The following is a 19,419-nucleotide window of genomic DNA, read 5'->3' as shown; positions in this document are numbered from 1 at the left end:
ATGAAAAAGAAATTGCTGTTGATGCTCACTCTCTGTTTATTGGCTCAGTGGAGTGTGGCACAAGCCCCGAAGTGGGTAGACAAAGCCAAACGTGCCGTTTTTTCGGTGGTGACCTACGACCAGGACGATAAGATACTGAATACTGGAAACGGCTTTTTTGTCACTGAAGATGGCGTTGCGCTTTCTGACTACACCTTGTTCAAAGGTGCCCGGCGCGCCGTTGTGATGAGCTCGGACGGGGCACAGATGCCGGTGGAGGCCATTATGGGGGCCGATGACATGTACGATGTTGTCAAGTTCCGTGTCGGCATCTCCGGAAAGAAAGTCACGGCACTCACTTTGGCTGCTGTGGCTCCGGCCGTCGGTGCGGATGTATATCTGCTGCCTTATTCCACCCAGAAGGACCGTTCCTTCACTGCCGGGAAAGTAAAGGAAGCTGATAAGATTTCCGGTAACTATTCCTATTATACGCTCGATATGCGTCTGAAGGACAAGATGGTGAGTTGTCCGCTGATGACTGTGGACGGGCAGGTCTTCGGCCTTGCGCAGAAGTCCTCCGGACAAGACACGGCTACCATCTGCTATGCCATTGATGCCAATTTCGCCATGTCGCAGAATATCTCCGCATTGTCTTATGGAGATATGTCATTAAAGGGCATCGGTATTAAGAAGGCATTGCCCGATACCGAAGAGCAGGCTTTGGTGTTCCTCTACATGGCTTCTTCCCAACTGTCTCCGGAGAAGTATATGGAGACTCTGAACGATTTCATTGCACAATATCCTGCCAGTGCCGACGGTTATCTGCGCCGTGCTTCCCAGCATCTGTTCATGTCCCGTGAAGATGCTTCCATGGATAAGGTCGCCGCAGATATGGATAAGGCTTTGGAGGTTGCCGCAAAGAAAGATGATGTGTATTACAACCGGGCCAAGATAATCTATAATTATGCATTGGGCAAGCCCGAGAAAGTTTATAAGGACTGGTCGCTCGACAAGGCTCTGGACGAGGTACGGAAAGCGATAGCCATTGACGAGCTTCCGGTTTATGTCCAGTTGGAGGGTGACATCCTGTTTGCCAAGCAGGACTATCCGTCGGCATTTACCAGCTATGATAAAGTGAATAAGACCATTCTGGCCTCTCCGGCTACCTTCTTCAGTGCTGCCAAGACCAAGGAACTGATGCAGGCACCTGCCGAAGAGGTACTGGCTCTGATGGACAGTTGTGTGGCCCGCTTTACCCAGCCCTATACGGAGGAAGCCGCCCCTTACTTGCTGGAGCGTGCCCAAGCCCGTATGAATGCAGACCAGGCGCGTAATGCCATGCTGGATTATGACGCCTATTACAATGCCGTGAACGGTAAAGTGAACGACATGTTCTACTATTACCGTGAGCAGGCTGCCTTGAAGGCCAAGCAGTACCAGCGTGCGCTGGACGATATGGCGAAGGCCATCGAACTGAATCCGGAAGATTTGACCTACCGTGCCGAACTGGCAGTGGTGAATCTTCGCGTGGGACGTTACGAAGAGGCGTTGAATGTGCTGAAGGCTGCTCTGGAGAAAGACCCTAAGTATGCCGAGGCCTACCGTCTGATGGGTATCGCCCAGCTGCAGATGAAGAAGGACAAGGAAGCTTGTGCCAGCTTTGCCAAGGCAAAGGAATTGGGTGACCCCAATGTGGATGCTTTGATTGAGAAGCATTGCAAGTAAAGGGATGGGATAGAATAAAGGCTCTGCTTTCGCAAGCAGAGCCTCTGTTTTGGGGAACTCCCCCGTGTTAAATGAGTTAAGTCTAGGTATAACAGGTTATGAGTGAAATTACGTTGTTTTATTTATAAAATGCGTGGATTTCCGGAATACTGCATATACTTCGGATTTTTTTATTTCAAAAAAGGAAAATAGACTCGATTATTAATAAAAACAAACTTTGACAATCATGAAGAAAGTGATTTGCAGCCAGAAGGCACCGGGCGCCATAGGCCCTTATAGCCAGGCTATCGAAGCCGGCGGAATGGTATTTGTATCAGGTCAGTTGCCTATTGACGCAGCTACCGGAGTGATGGCTGAAGGTGCGGAAGCGCAAGCTCGCCAGTCCTTGGAGAATATAAAGCATATCCTGGAAGAGGCAGGGCTGGGTATGGCGAATATTGTGAAGACAACTGTTTTCCTGGCAGACATGTCCTTGTTCGCTGATATGAACAAGGTATATGCCACTTATTTTGACGGTGCTTTCCCGGCACGTTCGGCTGTGGCAGTGAAGGCGCTGCCCAAAGATGCCTTAGTAGAGATTGAGTGCATCGCGGTTCGCTAACAAGTCGGCCACAATGAAACTGCTGCCTCCCACGAAGATGAAATCTTCCGGGAGGCTTTTTTCTTGTGCGGCCCGCACGGCGGCAGGTACATCAGGATAGCAATGTCCTTCCAGCCCTGCTGCTTCGGCAAGCTCCTGTAGTTCGCTTTCGGGCAATGCTCGCTTCACGCTGGCTTTGGTGAAGTAGTAGGTCGCTTCCCGGGGCAGCAGGGCCAGTACCCCCCGTATATCCTTGTCATTCACCATGCCTATGATGATGTGTAGCTGGCGGTAAGCCTGCTGTTTCAGTTGTTCTGTAATGTAGGTGATGCCTCCCACATTGTGGCCGGTGTCACAAATCAGGGTGGGCGAGTCCTGCAGTTTTTGCCAGCGTCCCATCAAGCCCGTCAGTTCCACCACACGGGCAAAGCCACTGCGCACTGCTTGTCCGTCCAGCCGGTAGCCGGCTTCTTTCAGTAGCGGGAGGGCGGTGAGGATGGTCCGGGCATTTTTCTGCTGGTAGAGCCCTTTCAGTTCGTATTCTATTCCGGGATAGTCTTCACGGTCATTCTCCTCGGCAAAGTAGATGGGAGCACCCGTTGTCTGTGCTTTTTCCAGAAATACCGGTTTCGTTTCGGGAGTGGTCTCGCCGATTACAACGGGGATACCGCTTTTAATGATTCCTGCCTTCTCTCCTGCGATTTTTGCCAAGGTGTCCCCCAGGAATTGGGTATGGTCAAAACTGATGTTGGTGATGATGCATACATCCGGACGGATGATATTGGTACAGTCCAGGCGTCCGCCTAGTCCCACCTCGATTACGGCTACATCCACCTTTTCATCGGCAAAGTAGCGGAAGGCCATGGCGGTGGTCAGCTCAAAGAAAGAGGGATGGAGGGGTTCGAAGAAGCCACGTTCCTGCTCTACAAAACGGATGACGTATTCCTCGGGTATAGGCTGTCCGTTAATCCGGATGCGCTCCCGGAAATCCACCAGATGGGGCGAGGTATAGAGCCCGACCCTGTATCCTGCCTCTTGCAGTATGGCGGCAAGCGTATGCGAGCAGGAACCCTTTCCATTGGTACCGGCCACATGAATGCTGCGGAAACTGCGGTGGGGATGTTCGAAGTGTGCGTCCAGGGTCAGAGTGTTTTCCAACCCTTCCTTGTATGCTGAGCCGCCCACTTGCTGAAACATGGGCACACTGTTATATAAGTAAGTTAAAGTGTCCTGATAATCCATCTTTTATAATATTTAACGGAGAAGCAATCCTTTCTCCCTATTAATTTGTTATCTTTAAAAGCGACAAAGATAATGCAGACCGAACGCAATCAAGCTTGCTTGAAATTGCTTGCAGTGTAGCTTATCTTAAGCTTATGCAAAGGTATTAACAATTTAAATCTAACGTGTATGGGAGCTAAGAAAAATTTTGTGATTGATACGAATGTGATTCTTCACGATTATAACTGTTTGAAGAATTTTCAAGAGAATGACATTTATCTTCCCATCGTAGTCCTTGAAGAACTGGACAAATTCAAGAAAGGTAATGAGCAGATTAATTTCAATGCGCGTGAGTTCGTCCGTGAGCTTGATTTGATTACCGATGATAATCTGTTCACCAAAGGGGCGCCATTGGGAGAGGGCTTAGGCCGTCTGTTTGTGGTGGCAGGCATGGTGGACTCTCCCCGAGTACGTGATTCCTTTCCCGAACGCATCCCCGACCATCAGATTCTGTCGGTAGTGGACTGGCTTTCCACCAAAAAGCCTAAAATGAAAACCGTCCTTGTCACGAAAGACGTGAATCTGCGCATGAAGGCGCGTTCCATCGGTCTGCTGTGCGAAGACTACATCAATGATAAGGTAATCAATGTGGATATATTCGAAAAGTCGAATGAAGTGTTCGAGGGTATTGACCCTGCGCTGATAGACCGCATTTATTCTTCCAAAGAAGGACTGGACATCAACGAGTTCGATTTTAAGGACATCATTCGTCCCAACGAATGTTTTGTGCTGAAGAGTGACCGCAGCAGTGTGCTTGCGCGTTATAATCCCTTTGCCCATTCGATTTGCCGGGTCCACAAGACAAAGAATTATGGCATTGAGCCGCGCAATGCCGAGCAGAGCTTTGCTTTTGAGGTGCTGAACGACCCGAACATCAAGCTGGTTGCCCTGACCGGTAAGGCGGGAACCGGCAAGACCCTGCTGGCATTGGCCGCCGCATTGGGAAAACTTACCGACTACAAGCAGATTCTCCTGGCACGTCCCATCGTGGCCCTATCCAATAAAGACCTTGGATTCCTTCCCGGTGATGCCAATGAGAAAGTGGCTCCTTACATGCAGCCTTTGTTCGATAATTTGAATGTAATCAAGCATCAGTTCGCTGCCAATTCCTCTGAAGTGAAACGCTTGGAGGATATGCAAAAAAGTGAACAATTGGTCATCGAGGCTCTGGCCTTTATCCGCGGGCGCAGTTTGAGCGAGACCTACTGTATTATTGATGAAGCCCAAAACCTGACTCCGCATGAGATTAAGACCATCATCACCCGTGCCGGTGAAGGCACAAAAATGGTGTTTACCGGTGATATTCAGCAGATAGACCAACCCTATCTGGACAGTCAGTCCAATGGGCTTGTTTATATGATAGACCGTATGAGGGACCAGAACTTGTTTGCCCATGTCAATCTGGTGAAAGGAGAACGTAGCCAGTTGAGCGAGTTGGCAAGTAATCTGATGTAGCGGATACCGCATTTTCTGGGGTAAAATTATTTCCATCCCGCTTTCCAACTGTTAAAACGAGGGAGGCGGGATAGTTTCTTTATAGACGATAAATAATTATTATAACATTTTTTTATCGATTTCTTGTCCGTTTTGACTAAAATAGTGTATCTTTGCCTCGCCTAAAACAAAACTGTCAAGCGAAATGAAGCGAAATTTTTTTCATCGGTATCTTTCCGCGAAAGTGCTTCCGATATGGACTATTCTATTAATTGACGTATTTATCATCGTCATATCCAGTCTGTTGGCCTATGCTCTCCGATATGATTTCAGAAGCATTTTTTTGGAATCCTCTACCATTGACAAGACCATTTTATGGACGGTTGTTGTCAACTTGATTTTCTTCCGTGTTTTCCGTACGTATTCCAATGTGTTGCGCTTTTCCTCCTTTGTGGATATCATGCGCATTTTTGTGTCATTGACGGTGTCGTATGCACTGCTGATGATAACGAGCGTCCTGACGGAAAGCTATTTGGAGTTCAACCTGGCTCCGGTCAGCGTGCTGTTCATGTCTTATATCATCAGCTTTGCCATGATGGCATGCTCCCGTGTGATTGTCAAGACTTTCTTCGAGGCGCTGAACTTCGACGGCACCCATAGTGCCAATGTGTTCATTTACGGTGCCAAGGAAGCCGGGGTCAACATTGCCAAGGCATTGCGTGTCAATCTGCGCAACCACTACCGTCTGCGCGGATTCATTGCGGACGAACCTGAGCTTATCAACAAGGTGATGATGGGTGTCAGGGTGTTCCCCAACGATGATACGCTGATTGATGTGCTGAACGACCGCGATGTGCAGACCATCATCATTTCTCCTGCCAAGATGGAGGAACTGAAGAAGTCCGACATGGCTGACCGCTTGCTGGTGCACAACATCAAACTGATGACCGCGCCTCCCTTGAGCGAGTGGAACGGCCAGGCGCTGAGCCGCACACAGTTGAAGGAAATTCAGATTGAGGACCTGCTTCAGCGTAATCCTATCGAGATAGATATCCATAAGGTTGCCTCTCATCTGGAGGGCAAGCGTGTGATGATTACGGGCGCCGCCGGCTCCATCGGCAGTGAAATCATGCGCCAGGTGGCTTCGTTCAATCCCTATAAACTTATTTTAGTGGACCAGGCCGAGACCCCTCTGCACGACATCCGTCTGGAACTTCAGGACCGTTGGCGCGACATCGATGCCGAGACCATCATAGCCGACATCTCCAATGCCACGCGCATGGAGGATATCTTCAGGGAGTTCAAGCCCCAGTATATTTTCCATGCGGCCGCCTACAAGCATGTGCCGATGATGGAGGACAACGTTTCCGAGTCCATCCAGGTGAACGTATTCGGCACGCGCACCGTTGCCGATCTTGCCGTGAAATACGGTGCCGAGAAGTTTGTGATGATTTCTACGGACAAGGCTGTTAACCCTACAAACGTGATGGGCTGTTCCAAGCGTATTTGCGAGATTTATGTGCAGTCTCTTGCGAAGAAGTTGCAGAAGGAGGGAGGCCATGCCACTCAGTTCATCACTACGCGTTTCGGCAATGTGCTGGGTTCCAACGGTTCTGTCATTCCCCGTTTCCGCGACCAGATTCAGCGTGGCGGCCCGGTGACAGTGACCCATCCTGAGATAATCCGTTACTTCATGACCATTCCCGAAGCTTGCCGCCTTGTTCTTGAGGCCGGCAGTATGGGCAACGGCGGTGAAATCTACATCTTCGACATGGGTAAGCCGGTGAAGATTGTGGACCTTGCCAAGCGTATGATCAGCCTTTCCGGACGTACGGATGTGAAGATTGAATTTACCGGTCTCCGTCATGGCGAGAAGCTCTACGAGGAACTCTTGAATGTGAAGGAGCTTACAAAGCCCACCTACCATGAGAAGATTATGATTGCCACGGTGCGTGAGTATGACTATGACGAGGTGAAGGAGCGTATCCAGAAGCTGATTGATGTAAGTTACACTTATGACCAGATGAAAATTGTTGCTGCCATGAAGGATATTGTTCCGGAATTCGTGAGCAAGAATTCCTGCTTTGAGGCGCTGGATAAGAAGAAATAAAAAGATAGCGGTATAGTATAAAATGAAAGGGTGATAACGTCATTGTAGTGTTATCACCCTTTCAATTTTATTGTCTTCTTGTCAGCCTTTTGTCTCATTCATGTGAAGAGAAGTATTTCAAGAACTGTGTACGTTCGAAAGTATTGACTCCCTTCGGGTCGTTTACGTTCAGAATACCTTTGAACTGGCTGATGGTTTCCATACCTTTGCGGTCCATCCACAAGTTGAGGAAGCGGATGTATTCTTCAATGATGGTAGCTGAATTCTGATAAAGCACACTGCATATCTCTACTGCCGAAGCACCTGCTAATATTGCCTTGACAACGCCTTCGGGCGAGTGGATACCACCGGAAGCGGCATAGTCCAGCTTGTTTACGGCTGCCGAAGCGATGCCTATCCAGCGCAGGGCTTTAGACAAATCGGCTTCGTTGCTGAATACGTTGCCGGATACTTGTATCATTTTCTCAATGTTGATGTCCGGCTGGTAGAAGCGGTTGAACAGCACTACTGCGGCGGCGCCGTTGGCGTACAGTTGGTCTATCAGAGCTATCGGATTGGTCAGGTTGTCACCCAGCTTCATGATGACGGGTATCTTGACCGTCTTCTTGATGTGGCTCAGAATGTCGATGTGGCGTTGCTCGAAACTGCCGTAAGCATATTGTACATCCGTCTGCAGTGCAAGGATATTGATTTCCAATGCGTCTGCACCGGCTTCTTCTATTTTGGCGGCAAATTCCACCCAGTCGGCATTCTGATAGCAGTTGATGCTGGCTATGATGGGGATATTGCAAACCTTTTTGCTTTCCTTAATTAGGTTCAGATATTCACCCAGCTTATGTTCGCGGATATATCCTACAAGGTAGTCACTGCCTTCGGGGTACATGTTCGGGTCTCCCATCCAGTCAGCCTCCATCATGATTTGCTCTTCAAAGAGTGATTTTAGCACAATGGCACCTGCGCCGGCCTCGGATAGTTTCTGATTCTTGGCGGCACTGTCTGTCAGTCCGGAGCTACTGACAATAATGGGGTTTCTGAGTTTCAGCCCTGCAAAAGTAGTTTCTAATGTTGCCATGATAATGATTTTTTATGGTTAATAGTTTCTTTCTCCAAAAATCTTGCTTCCTACACGTATCAAGGTGCTCCCGGCTGCAATGGCTTCGTGGTAATCGTGAGACATCCCCATGGACAGTTCCCGGAATGACTCTGTATCGGCAAACCACTTGGCTTTCACTTCATTGAAGAAGCTACTTAAAGAACAAAACTCAGTTTTGATTTGTTCGTCATTGTCCGTATTTGTGGCCATGCCCATCAATCCGCATATCCGGATATGCTTGAGCTCTCTCCATTCACCAGCTGCCAGCATTTCCCGGCATTCGTCAAAGCTGAATCCAAACTTGGTCTCTTCCCGGGCAATGTGCAGCTGCAGCAGGCAGTTGACGGTTTTTCCGGCTTTGGCAGCCTGCTTGTTCACTTCGGCCAACAGCTTGTAGGAGTCTATGCCATGAATCAGCGCTACGTAAGGAACGATATATTTTATTTTGTTTGTTTGCAGATGCCCGATGAAATGCCATTCTATGTCTTTGGGCAGACTTTCGTATTTGGCAGTCATTTCCTGCACCTTACTTTCTCCGAACACACGCTGGCCGGCACGATACGCTTCTTCTATCGCCTCGTTGGGGTGAAATTTGGAAACAGCCACCAGCCGTACCTTTTCAGGCAGTTCGCTCAGTACTTGTTTTAAATTCTCTGCAATCATCTTTTTAGGGGTTAATGAGTTAATGTGCTAATGTGCTAATTGGCTGTGCTATGTTTATCTTGTGCTGTCACGCCGTAGGTCATTGGCATATTTGCACATTAGCACATTACGAAGCTCTGCTTCGTTACACTTCTGGTTTGTCGTCGGGCTCTGCACTGTACGGATATACATCCATAATGGCGGTTTCCGCTACAGATGCTATCTGATAGTCGGCCATTGTGCCTTTCATGCCCTCATCCAGTTTCTTCACTGCATCACGCAGGTCGGCAGCCTGTACCAATACCTGGGTAGAGGTTTTCTTTTCCGCACCGCTTTTCTCGTCCAGTGTGATGAAAACCAGTTTACATTTAAACCAGCGGTCGGCAGCTTCCTCTTCGCTGGGGAACAATTCGCTATAGTTGGCACGTTTGATGTCCGATACGGTGAACTCTCCCGAAATGAACGGCGTCATCTCTTCGATGATGCGTGCTTCCGCTTCCGTAAAACTGAGGGCATCAACCAAATACGGTTCGGTCACCTTCTTGTTCATTCCATTTTCCATTGTTTTCTCGTAACGGATCTTACATTCAAACCATGTATGCATTGCCATAATTTTCTGTTTTTAATTATTGATTTATTGTTAGTTAAGCTGCTTTATGCGTGCCTATGCCCGCCGAAAGCAGTGCAAAGATAGCCAAAAACTAAATGGATATAAAAAGTTGCCTTGCATTTTACGTGAAAATTTTATTGGAGAACCGGGACGGTACGTATGGGCATAAAAAAAGGAGTACCGCTGTACTCCAACCTTTGTTAACCTTAAATCTAATACTATGAAAAACACATTGCAAAGGTACGGACTTTTTCGACATTTGCAAGAGTGTCGGGGCATAAAGTGTGTATTTGTAACACTTATTATATTTTATGCCTTTGTACTACATCTTTTTTAAAACTTAAGGCGTGTTGCTGAAACATAAATTTGCATCTGCTTTGCTTCCACACTTCCACCCATCTCCTGTATCTCCCTATCCATCGGCATTTACCCTGCGGTGGAAGCAACCTGAAAAGGTGGAAGCAAAATTTGCTTCCACCTGCCAAAAACGTCTGAGTTTTGCCGTAACTTATTATTTTCTAATATAATACCGCGCGTGGGTTACATAAATCGGTCGGTGTAGTTTTCCTGCATTTTCGAGTTTGCCCGACTATGAATAATGGAGTCGTCTAATGTCTTTTAAGTTGCTGTACAATACGGTTGTGCCTTGTGCGCAATAGGTGCGGGCTACGTACTTCATCTGTAAAAGCCTTGGAGTTAGTGACGCCTAACGGCCATGAACAACCCTGCTTATGGTCGTTAAACGATTGCTTCATGGCCATTAGCAGAGCTGTTCATGGCCGTTAGGCGTTATTAATTCCCTATGCAACAGTGGACAAACAAAGGGCGAAAAGTAAAGTAATGCTTGTGTTTTAGATAGAAATCCATGGGCTTTCACTCTCTCCATAGGTTATGGAAGTGGGCTTTTATTTCACTTGCGTTCTGTGCGATAAATTCCCATTTATCAGTAGGTATATTTACGAAACTTCAATAATGCATTTATGAGGGTAAGATGTTGGAATGTAGAATGATATATTGGAAATGATGAGGTGTTTTTTAAACGTTCGTTTAATGAACGCAAAGATAAGCTGTATTTTTTGAACTAACAAAATGTTTAATAAAAATATTCCCAAAGTGATTTCTGTTTCATATTAATCTATTGAATTGCAGCAGTGTACGTCTAACATTTAACATATTAAAGTTCTGTTCCTTTTTAACTTTTATGCCTCTACTTATTTTCTTAAAAATAGACGTTTATTAAACGAACGTTTATTGGACACTTTTATGAGTCTAATATCTTCTTTAATAGCTTATTATCATTGCAAAAGTGTACAATACGGTTTGGGTGGGAAAATGTCTCGTTCAAACCGCGAAGCGCACCCGGAACTGAGCTAATTCATTCGAAAGAAAATTTCTAAGTGACTGAACAACAGAAATATTGGTTTGCGGCTCGCACCCGTGACAAGCAGGAATTCACAGTCCGGAAATCTTTGGACCGACTTAAATCGGAAGAGCATTTGGAGCTTGACTATTATCTTCCCACGCGCTTTGTCATTTCTCAATTGAAGTATCGGCGTAAGCGTAGCGAAGTTCCGGTAATCCGCAATTTGGTATTTGTTCATTCCACCAAGCAGACAGCCTGCGATATATCCAACATCTATAATGTCCCCCTTTTTTATATGAAAGACCTTGCTACACATTCCATGCTAGTGGTACCGGATAAGCAAATGGAGGACTTTATGTTCGTAATGGATTTGAATCCTGACGGTGTCAGTCTTGATAGCGAAATTCTTACTGTTGGGCATAAAGTAAAAGTTATCAAAGGCGAACTCAGTGGTATTGAAGGTGAGGTTGCCGTCGAAGCCAATAAAACATATGTTGTTATCCGCATTAAAGACCTTTTGACTGCAAGTGTCAAAGTCCCCAAATCCTATCTGAAAATAATCGGGTGACTTCTAAATAAGTATAATCTTATATTTTAATCATATATCATAATAATGAATGATTTAACTTCCCGTGCTCTTGAGCTTCAGCATGCAGCTCATGAGCTGATGTATCTTGGTATGGACGGTAATCCGGTCTATTCCGACACTTTTTGCCGGTTGAATAAGGAAGTGCTTGTTAAGTCCGATTCTCTTTTTTCTGCTCAAAGTTCCGATGTTGCAGAGGAGGCGAATATATGTCTGGCTCTTTTGATGGGGTATAATGCTACCATCTATGATGATGGGGATAAGGAGCAAAAGAAACAGACTGCCTTGAATCGTGCTTGTGAGGTTTTGGGTCGGCTTCCGGCTTCTTTGCTCAAAGTCCGCTTGTTGGCTTATACGTATGGCGAGGTTTATGAGGAATCTTTGCTTCAGGAAGCTCATGCTATTATAGATGGTTGGGGTAAGGAAGTCATGACGGCAGAGCAAGTGGAGTTGGTGAAGGAGTTGAGGAATATTGAGGAGAATCCTTATCCGTTTGAGGAAGTTGAAGATTGATTTTGAATAATATAGATATATGCAAACAGTTTTAGTAACAGGTGGAGCCGGCTTTATCGGTTCCAACCTTTGTGAGCATTTGCTTGCTCACGATTATCACGTTGTCTGTCTGGACAATTTTGCTACCGGAAAAATAGAAAATCTTCTTCCTTTATTAAATCAGTATCCGCAAGCTTTTAGACTGATAGTTGGAGATATATGTAATATATCCGATTGTCAAAAAGCAGTGGAAGGAGTAGATTATGTATTACATGAGGCTGCTCTTGGATCAGTTCCACGTTCTATTAAGGATCCGATAACGACGAATGAAGTCAATATCGGTGGTTTCCTGAATATGCTGGTTGCTGCCCGTGATGCCGGAGTGAAACGCTTTATGTATGCGGCCAGTTCATCTACTTATGGTGATAGCAAATCTCTACCTAAAGTGGAAGATGTAATCGGTAAGCCTTTGTCACCTTATGCCATTACTAAATATGTGGATGAACTGTATGCGGATGTGTTTACTCGCACATACGGTATGGAGTGCATAGGCTTGCGCTATTTCAATGTTTTCGGCCGTCGTCAAGACCCGTTTGGGGCATACGCTGCTGTTATTCCTCTATTTGTAAAGAAATTGATGGCTCATGAGAGTCCAGTTATTAATGGGGATGGTGAGTACAGCCGTGATTTCACTTACATAGATAATGTCATCCAAATGAATATGCTTGCCATGACTACTACTAATCCTGAAGCAGTCAACCAAGTTTATAATACTGCTTATGGTGAGCGTACAACTCTGAATCAATTAGTAGATTATTTGAAAGAATTTTTGAGTGAGTTCGATTCAGAAATTGCAAATATTGAAATACTGCATGGCCCTAACCGTTTAGGAGATATTCCTCATTCATTGGCTTGCATTGATAAGGCTAAAAAATTATTGGGATATAATCCTAAATTCAATATGCGCGAAGGGTTGAAAGAGGCTGTGCTGTGGTATTGGAATAATATTTAATCTTCTATTAAGTAAACAAAATTATTCATAGGTATGAATGAAGTAAAAATTGCCGTAATCGGACTCGGTTACGTAGGGCTTCCTTTGGCCCGTTTGTTCTCTACAAAACATAAGACAGTAGGGTTTGATATGAATCAGGCACGGGTAGATGCGTTAATGAAAGGGCATGATGCTACGCTGGAAGTATCGGATGAATTATTGCAGTCAGCCATAGCCAACGGATTTATTTGTACAGCTGATATTGAAGATATTCGTGATTGTAATTTTTATGTGGTGGCCGTTCCTACTCCTGTGGATAAGAACCACAATCCTGACTTGACTCCTCTTTATGGGGCAAGTACTACCGTGGGTAAGGTAATTTCAAAAGGGGACATCGTAGTTTACGAATCAACGGTATATCCCGGTGTGACCGAAGATGAATGTATTCCTGTAGTAGAAGCGGTTTCGGGATTGAAATTCAATGTTGATTTCTTTGCCGGTTATTCTCCTGAACGCATCAATCCGGGTGACAAGCTCCATACAGTGGAGAAAATCAAGAAGGTTACTTCCGGCTCTACTCCTGAAATAGGAAAGAAGGTAAATGATGTGTATGCTTCCGTAATTACTGCTGGTACTCATTTGGCACCAAGCATGAAAGTGGCTGAAGCAGCAAAGGTTATCGAAAATTCCCAGCGTGACATCAATATCGCCTTTATTAATGAACTTTCCAAGATATTTACATTAATGAGCATTGATACACAAGATGTATTGGAGGCTGCTGGAACAAAATGGAATTTCTTGCCTTTTAAACCAGGTTTAGTGGGAGGACACTGTATTGGTGTAGATCCTTATTATTTGGCCCAGTGTGCACAAGAGTATGGCTATAATCCTGAAATCATTCTTGCCGGTCGTCGTATGAATGACGGCATGGGAGAATATGTCGCTAATCAAGTGGTGAAGCTAATGCTAAAGAAAGGTATTCAGGTTCTCAATTCCAATATTTTGATTCTCGGATTTACTTTTAAAGAAAATTGTCCGGATGTTCGCAATACGAAAGTTATTGATATTTATAATGCTCTGAAAGAGTATAATGTAAACCTTGTCGTTTATGATCCGTGGGCTAATCCTTCGATAGTAAAGCGTGAGTATGATATTGAAGTGATGAATGACTTACCAAAGGAAAAATTCGATGCAGTAGTGATGGCTGTAGCACATAAAGAATTTGTGAATTTGGATGTGCAGCAATTGACTGATGAGAAAAAAGTGATTTATGATGTGAAGTGGATGATGGACAAGAAGTTGGTAGATGGGAGGTTGTAATAACTGATTTCCTATTGAAGAGATAATATGATAGAAAGAATAAAATCCTTTAAACAGAATAAAGAGCTTTATACCTTAGTTTCTAATTTTAGTTATTTGTCCATTTTGCAAATAGCAAGTTATGCATTTCCTTTTATAACAATGCCTTATTTGGCCAAAGTAATAGGAGCGGAGGGGTTTGGAAAGATTGCATTTGCTTCTGCTTTAATGCTTTGGTTTATTACCATAGCTGATTGGGGATTTAACTATACTGCAACAAGAGATGTTGCAAAAAATAGAGATAATAAAGAAAGAATATCTGAGATTTTTTCCAATGTTTTTTGGGCAAGAATCTTTTTAATGTTGATTTCTTTTCTCCTTTTGTCTATTAGTGTTTTATTGATTCCTAAATTTAAAGAAAATATGGCTGTAATATTTATATCATTTTTGATGATACCAGGCCATATTATGTTCCCTGATTGGTTTTTTCAGGCAATAGAAAGGATGAAATACATAACAATACTTAATGTGTTATCTAAAGCATTATTTACTATAGCTGTTTTTGTTTTTATTAGAGATAAATCTGATTATATTTTACAACCACTATTTACTTCTTTGGGCTTTATGCTTTCAGGAGTAATTGCAATGTACTATATTTTAGGTAAATGGGGGATAAAATTAAAAATTGTTCCTATGAGAACAATTGCAAAAACAATAAAGCAGAGTACTGATGTATTTATCAATAATATACTTCCCAATTTTTATAATTCGTTTTCTACTATATTATTGGGGTTTGTAGGAGGAGATGTGGCTAATGGGATAATGGATTCTGGTAGAAAGTTTGTAACTCTTATAATACAGTTGGTTAAAATCTTTTCTAGGGTTTGTTTTCCTTTTTTGTCACGTAGGGCAGATAGGCATAAAACATATGTAAAAATTGTGTTACCTATAGCTTTGTTATTTTCGTTATTGTTATTTGTTTTTGCACCTTTGTTAATGCGTATATTCTTTACTTTAGAATTTTATAAGGGTGGTATTTGGGTAATGAGAATAATGTCTGTATACGTTTTTTCAATAGCAGTGAATGATGTTTACGGTATTAATTATATGATAGCGAATGGATTTGATAAACAAATACGGAAAATAACTATTGGTGTGTCTATATTAGGATTTTTTTTATCGATAGTTTTAGTATACTACTTTTCATATATTGGTGCAGCTGTGAGTATAACGATATCTGGGTGTTTGAGAGGGCTGTGGACTTATTTATGGGTGAAATATAATAAAATATAAATATATGATACTGAAATCAATAATATCCGCTATAAAAAGAAAACATATGAGCGGAGTGGATTATGCTAAAAGTATAGGAGTTAAGGTTGGAGACGGTTGTTTTATTTCTTCGAAAAATTATTCTTCAGAACCTTATTTAATAGAAATCGGAAATTATGTTCGGATAGCAAATAATGTCCATTTTTATACGCATGGAGGAGTGTGGGCTCAAGCTCAAAAATTACCTAAAGGTGCATTGGAACATTTTGGAAGAATAAAAATTGGAAATTATTCTTATATAGGAGATGGTTGTATGATAACACCAGGGGTAACTATTGGCAATGATGTGATTGTTGCAGCTGGCACTGTTGTTACAAAATCTGTACAAGATGGCTTGATGGTGGGAGGAAATCCTATGAGGGTTATCGGTAGGACAGAGGATTTTGTAAAAAAAACAATAGAGCATAACAAAGCATGTAAGGATGTCTATAAACTTAAAGGTGAAGAAAGACGCAAATATATTGAGTCTATCCCAGAAGAGTATTTAGATAGAAAACCTTATATAAAATATGAAGAGAAAAATCGGGAATGAAAAATATTTTGGAAGAAATAAATATCATAAGACCTTTAGTAATAATTTTGCTTGTTTTAATGCATGCGTTTACCATGTATGGTGGGAGTTGGCCAAAGCCAGAAAGGATTGAGGATGTAGAACTTTATTTTTGGATACAAAGATTTTCTTTTGCTTGCATGTTGGAAATGTTTGTGTTTATTTCCGGCTATCTATTTGCTTATCAGGTGTGTGAATTGAAGAAGAAATATTTTTTTCTTCAATTGATAAAAGTAAAATTTAAAAGGTTGATAATTCCATGTATAGTGTTCTCTCTATTCTATTCCTTTCTATTCCCCCCGGGAATAAATATATTAAATTATATCTATGGATTAGTTAATGGTTTTGGGCATATGTGGTTCTTGCCAATGTTGCTTTGGTGCTTTGTTGCAACATACTTTTTATTAAAAGTAAGAATGAAAGAAGAAATAAAATTAATAGGATTATTGTGCCTCAGTATCTTTCCTTCTTCTTTAATTCCGCTTCCTTTTCGAATGGCAAGCACCATGTACTATCTTTTCTATTTTTATTTGGCTTATTATATTTGGAATCATCGAAAATTAGTAGTAAAGTATTTGGCAACCAATAAGATAATAATTAGCGGAAGCATATTATTCTTGATTGTTTTATTTCATTTAACATTGTACTACGAGATAATACATTATCACATACGGTTATAATATCTTTGATAAATAAGTTGGGTAAAATTATTTATGCTACAATTGGAGTGTTGTTATTTTATATTAGTATTATGTATAAAAACAAAAGCGTAATATTCCAAATTGGTTTGTTAAGTTAAATGTATTGTGTATGGGCATTTATTTGTTTCAACAATTTATTTTGAAGCTTTTTTATTACAAGTTGCCTATGCCGGAATTGTTGGGAACATATTGGTTACCTTGGGGGGATTCCTTGTAGCTTTGCTTCTTTCTATTTTACTGACATTCTTGTTACGTAAGTCACAAGTGGGAAGATGGCTGGTTGGCTAAGGCTTGTATTTCTTTGATGGTCTATAGCTATGCAATTTATGATAAGTAGAGAACTATTAGGTAAGAGGGGCTTTTTGGTGTTTCTTTTCTTGATGAATCCATTTCTGGCATTTTGTTTAGCCGTTTGTTTACTGTCTAAGCAAAGAGATAGGTTATTCGCAACCATAGTTATAGTTTTGTTTTTGGGGCTTTTAGGTTATACCTGCTTGCCCTTTTCTACAATGGACATCACCCGGCATTATGTGATGTTTGATAGAATGAAACAAGCTGTTTCTTTGGAGGATTTTATCTTTTATGAATCTCTATCGGAAAAACCGGACTTCTTTTTAGACTTGCTATATTGGATATTAGGAAAGTATATTGATACGCATCAAATCGTAGGATTCATAGGAGCATCTATTTATTATGGTTTTATGATTGGAGTTATACGAAATTGGTGTAACGCTCTGCCTATGAGGTCTTCGAAGATATTCTTCCTTTTGCTGATCATGTTCTTGGCTTTAATTCCTGTATATGAGTTTTCGGGTATGAGACAAGGGAATGCGATTATGATATTCTTATATATCATAACGATATCTGAAATGTCTATGCTAAAACGTGGATTATTGTTGATAATACCTTGCTTGTTGCATTTTTCATTATATCCCATCGTTGCATTATACATTTGTGCTTGTATGGTGAAGAAGAAGATACTTTGGATTATAGCATTATGTTTGATGTCTGCTTTCTTTTATTTTACTCCATTGATGGCTTGGTTGATGAATATCTGTTCTTCTATGGGAGGAATGGGTGCCGGGATTGCTGAAAAAATAGATGCTTATCTATTTCAGGGTGAAGTGGATTCAGCATTGTATTCTGGTTCTGTTCTTCGTTTTTTTATTATTTTAGGATTGCTTTTCTTCTATCCGATAATTGCTTATTCTGTGAATAGAAAGATTGAAAAAGGGAGTTTTTTTGAAAGATTTCATAATTTTTTCATCTTGTTTTTCTCTTATCTTTTTTTTTCATCATCTTCATATATTCTCTCTCGCAATTTGATGATGTTCAAACTATTAATCGTACTGTATGTTGTTTATGCGCTTTATACATTTGCCTTCAAGTGGTATTTAAAAAGGTTGTTGATTTGTTTGTGTCTTATAGTCTGCATATCAGGACCTTTCTCTTTCATTCTTGGGAGGGAGTATAGAACATTGAATTTTTCTTTGTTTACATCAAATATAATAGAATTGCTAAGTATAAAAACTAATCCTGAAGGATATTCCATTTAATAATTAAGATGAAAACTCTCTTTCTTATAACCTCTTTAGAGCAAGGTGGTATTGAAACATATCTACTTAGATATTTGGAATATTTTCAAGAACATGAAGCTATTGTGATTTGCAAATCGGGTGGTTTGGGAGAACTTTATCCCCAATATACTCAGATGGTAAGAGTTATCCCTATGTATTTTTCATATTTTGGTGGTGTTCGGTATTATAGATATTATAAATTGCTGAAAAGGGAGCAGGTCGATACGGTTTGCGATTTTACCGGGAATTTTGCAGGACTACCTCTTTTAGTAGCTTGGTTCGCGAGGGTAAAAAAGAGAATCGCATTTTATCGTGGTTCTACAAATCATTTTAGGGAGACACGTATTCGGTTACTCTATAATGCTTGTATGAGAAAACTGGTATCAGTCTTTGCTACCAAGATACTTTCAAATTCAGTAGCAGCACTTGATTTTTTCTTTCCTAAACGTGACAGGACGTCAGATAGATTTGATGTTATCTATAATGGAATGGACATGAAAAAGTTGTCAAAACTGGAAAAGAAACGGTTACGCCAAGAATTTGGTTTGCCTTCTGATGCTTTTGTTGTAGGGCATACAGGACGCTGTAATGAGGCAAAAAATCATGATACCATTTTGAAGGTTGCTTCTGAACTTTGCCATAAGTATAAAGATATTCATTTTGTATTGGTGGGTAAAGGAGTGAAAGAGAAATACGAAATGATGGTTCAGCAGATGGGGTTGAATAAACAAATTCATCTGCTTGGTTATAGGGATGATGTTCTTCGGATTCTTCCATTATTTGATTTATATTATTTCCCATCGCTGACAGAAGGGCAGCCCAATGCTCTGATTGAAGCTATGGCTACAGGGTTGCCTTTTGTTGCTTCTGATATAGCTCCGATAAAAGAATCGGTTCCTCCTGCAATTCGTTCATTGCTTCTTCCTCCTTGTGACAGTGAAAGGGCTGTGAAAGTGATAGAACGAATCTATAAAGGGGAGAGTGACGGAGCGGAATATATGTGTAAAGAGTGGGCGCAACAGCATTTTGATGCGGATGAATTGTTCGCTAAATTTAGAAGAGAGTTATAATCTT

The 19,419-nt window shown here is 42.1% G+C and carries 17 protein-coding genes; 13 read left to right on the top strand and 4 right to left on the bottom strand.

What is annotated here, in order from left to right:
- Both DXD78_RS05660 and DXD78_RS05655 read left to right on the top strand, forming a co-directional pair.
- Positions 1-1,704, top strand: coding sequence for a serine protease (locus DXD78_RS05660; protein WP_009038216.1), 1,704 nt, complete (start codon positions 1-3; stop codon positions 1,702-1,704).
- Between the two features lie 226 nt (positions 1,705-1,930).
- Positions 1,931-2,305 carry a RidA family protein gene (locus DXD78_RS05655; RefSeq protein WP_005831379.1) on the top strand — a complete coding sequence of 125 codons (375 nt, stop codon included), beginning with the start codon at positions 1,931-1,933 and terminating at the stop codon, positions 2,303-2,305.
- Here the strand turns inward: DXD78_RS05655 and DXD78_RS05650 are convergent.
- Entirely contained in the window at positions 2,273-3,526 is a 1,254-nt protein-coding gene (locus tag DXD78_RS05650) for a folylpolyglutamate synthase/dihydrofolate synthase family protein (RefSeq protein ID WP_035448828.1), read from the bottom strand. The genes DXD78_RS05655 and DXD78_RS05650 overlap by 33 nt on opposite strands.
- A 168-nt stretch (positions 3,527-3,694) precedes the next feature.
- Between DXD78_RS05650 and DXD78_RS05645 the strand changes: the two genes are divergently transcribed.
- Together DXD78_RS05645 and DXD78_RS05640 are read left to right on the top strand one after the other, a co-directional pair.
- Positions 3,695-5,020: a PhoH family protein gene (locus tag DXD78_RS05645; protein ID WP_117652581.1), complete on the top strand. Its 1,326-nt coding sequence runs from the start codon at positions 3,695-3,697 to the stop codon at positions 5,018-5,020.
- 184 nt (positions 5,021-5,204) lie between these two features.
- Complete coding sequence (locus tag DXD78_RS05640; protein WP_005831372.1) at positions 5,205-7,109, top strand: nucleoside-diphosphate sugar epimerase/dehydratase; 1,905 nt, start codon at positions 5,205-5,207, stop codon at positions 7,107-7,109.
- Positions 7,110-7,203: 94 nt separating this feature from the next.
- On the opposite strand, the gene DXD78_RS05635 is transcribed toward DXD78_RS05640, so the two are convergent.
- The 3 genes from DXD78_RS05635 to DXD78_RS05625 all read right to left on the bottom strand — a co-directional run bounded on the left by DXD78_RS05635 (position 7,204) and on the right by DXD78_RS05625 (position 9,454).
- Positions 7,204-8,181 (bottom strand): dihydroorotate dehydrogenase-like protein, encoded by a 978-nt coding sequence (locus DXD78_RS05635; protein WP_117652580.1) that lies wholly within the window; start codon positions 8,179-8,181, stop codon positions 7,204-7,206.
- Positions 8,182-8,199: 18 nt separating this feature from the next.
- On the bottom strand, positions 8,200-8,865 hold the full coding sequence (locus DXD78_RS05630; protein WP_117652579.1) for a YggS family pyridoxal phosphate-dependent enzyme: 666 nt from the start codon (positions 8,863-8,865) through the stop codon (positions 8,200-8,202).
- 124 nt (positions 8,866-8,989) lie between these two features.
- Positions 8,990-9,454: a DUF4494 domain-containing protein gene (locus DXD78_RS05625; protein WP_005831367.1), complete on the bottom strand. Its 465-nt coding sequence runs from the start codon at positions 9,452-9,454 to the stop codon at positions 8,990-8,992.
- Between the two features lie 1,397 nt (positions 9,455-10,851).
- Here DXD78_RS05625 and DXD78_RS05615 point away from each other — a divergent pair.
- The 9 genes from DXD78_RS05615 to DXD78_RS05575 all read left to right on the top strand — a co-directional run bounded on the left by DXD78_RS05615 (position 10,852) and on the right by DXD78_RS05575 (position 19,415).
- Positions 10,852-11,385 carry a UpxY family transcription antiterminator gene (locus DXD78_RS05615; protein WP_117652578.1) on the top strand — a complete coding sequence of 178 codons (534 nt, stop codon included), beginning with the start codon at positions 10,852-10,854 and terminating at the stop codon, positions 11,383-11,385.
- Positions 11,386-11,430: 45 nt separating this feature from the next.
- A complete protein-coding gene (locus DXD78_RS05610) occupies positions 11,431-11,916 on the top strand; it encodes a UpxZ family transcription anti-terminator antagonist (protein WP_117652577.1) in 486 nt (161 codons plus the stop codon).
- Between the two features lie 19 nt (positions 11,917-11,935).
- Positions 11,936-12,907 (top strand): SDR family oxidoreductase, encoded by a 972-nt coding sequence (locus DXD78_RS05605; protein ID WP_117652576.1) that lies wholly within the window; start codon positions 11,936-11,938, stop codon positions 12,905-12,907.
- 33 nt (positions 12,908-12,940) lie between these two features.
- Positions 12,941-14,206 carry a nucleotide sugar dehydrogenase gene (locus tag DXD78_RS05600; RefSeq protein ID WP_117652575.1) on the top strand — a complete coding sequence of 422 codons (1,266 nt, stop codon included), beginning with the start codon at positions 12,941-12,943 and terminating at the stop codon, positions 14,204-14,206.
- 27 nt (positions 14,207-14,233) lie between these two features.
- Positions 14,234-15,478: an oligosaccharide flippase family protein gene (locus DXD78_RS05595; RefSeq protein ID WP_117652574.1), complete on the top strand. Its 1,245-nt coding sequence runs from the start codon at positions 14,234-14,236 to the stop codon at positions 15,476-15,478.
- Positions 15,479-15,482: 4 nt separating this feature from the next.
- Positions 15,483-16,049, top strand: a complete 567-nt coding sequence (locus tag DXD78_RS05590; protein WP_117652573.1) for a DapH/DapD/GlmU-related protein — start codon at positions 15,483-15,485, stop codon at positions 16,047-16,049.
- On the top strand, positions 16,046-16,747 hold the full coding sequence (locus DXD78_RS05585) for an acyltransferase family protein (protein WP_117652572.1): 702 nt from the start codon (positions 16,046-16,048) through the stop codon (positions 16,745-16,747). The genes DXD78_RS05590 and DXD78_RS05585 overlap by 4 nt, the downstream gene beginning before the upstream one ends.
- 347 nt (positions 16,748-17,094) lie before the next feature.
- Positions 17,095-18,324 (top strand): EpsG family protein, encoded by a 1,230-nt coding sequence (locus tag DXD78_RS05580; protein WP_117652608.1) that lies wholly within the window; start codon positions 17,095-17,097, stop codon positions 18,322-18,324.
- A gap of 8 nt (positions 18,325-18,332) precedes the next feature.
- Positions 18,333-19,415 carry a glycosyltransferase gene (locus tag DXD78_RS05575; protein WP_117652571.1) on the top strand — a complete coding sequence of 361 codons (1,083 nt, stop codon included), beginning with the start codon at positions 18,333-18,335 and terminating at the stop codon, positions 19,413-19,415.
- Positions 19,416-19,419: the final 4 nt, after the last annotated feature.

The organism is Bacteroides sp. D20 (assembly GCF_003436255.1).
GTDB lineage: Bacteria > Bacteroidota > Bacteroidia > Bacteroidales > Bacteroidaceae > Bacteroides > Bacteroides uniformis.
This window is presented reverse-complemented; position numbering and strand designations above follow the sequence as displayed.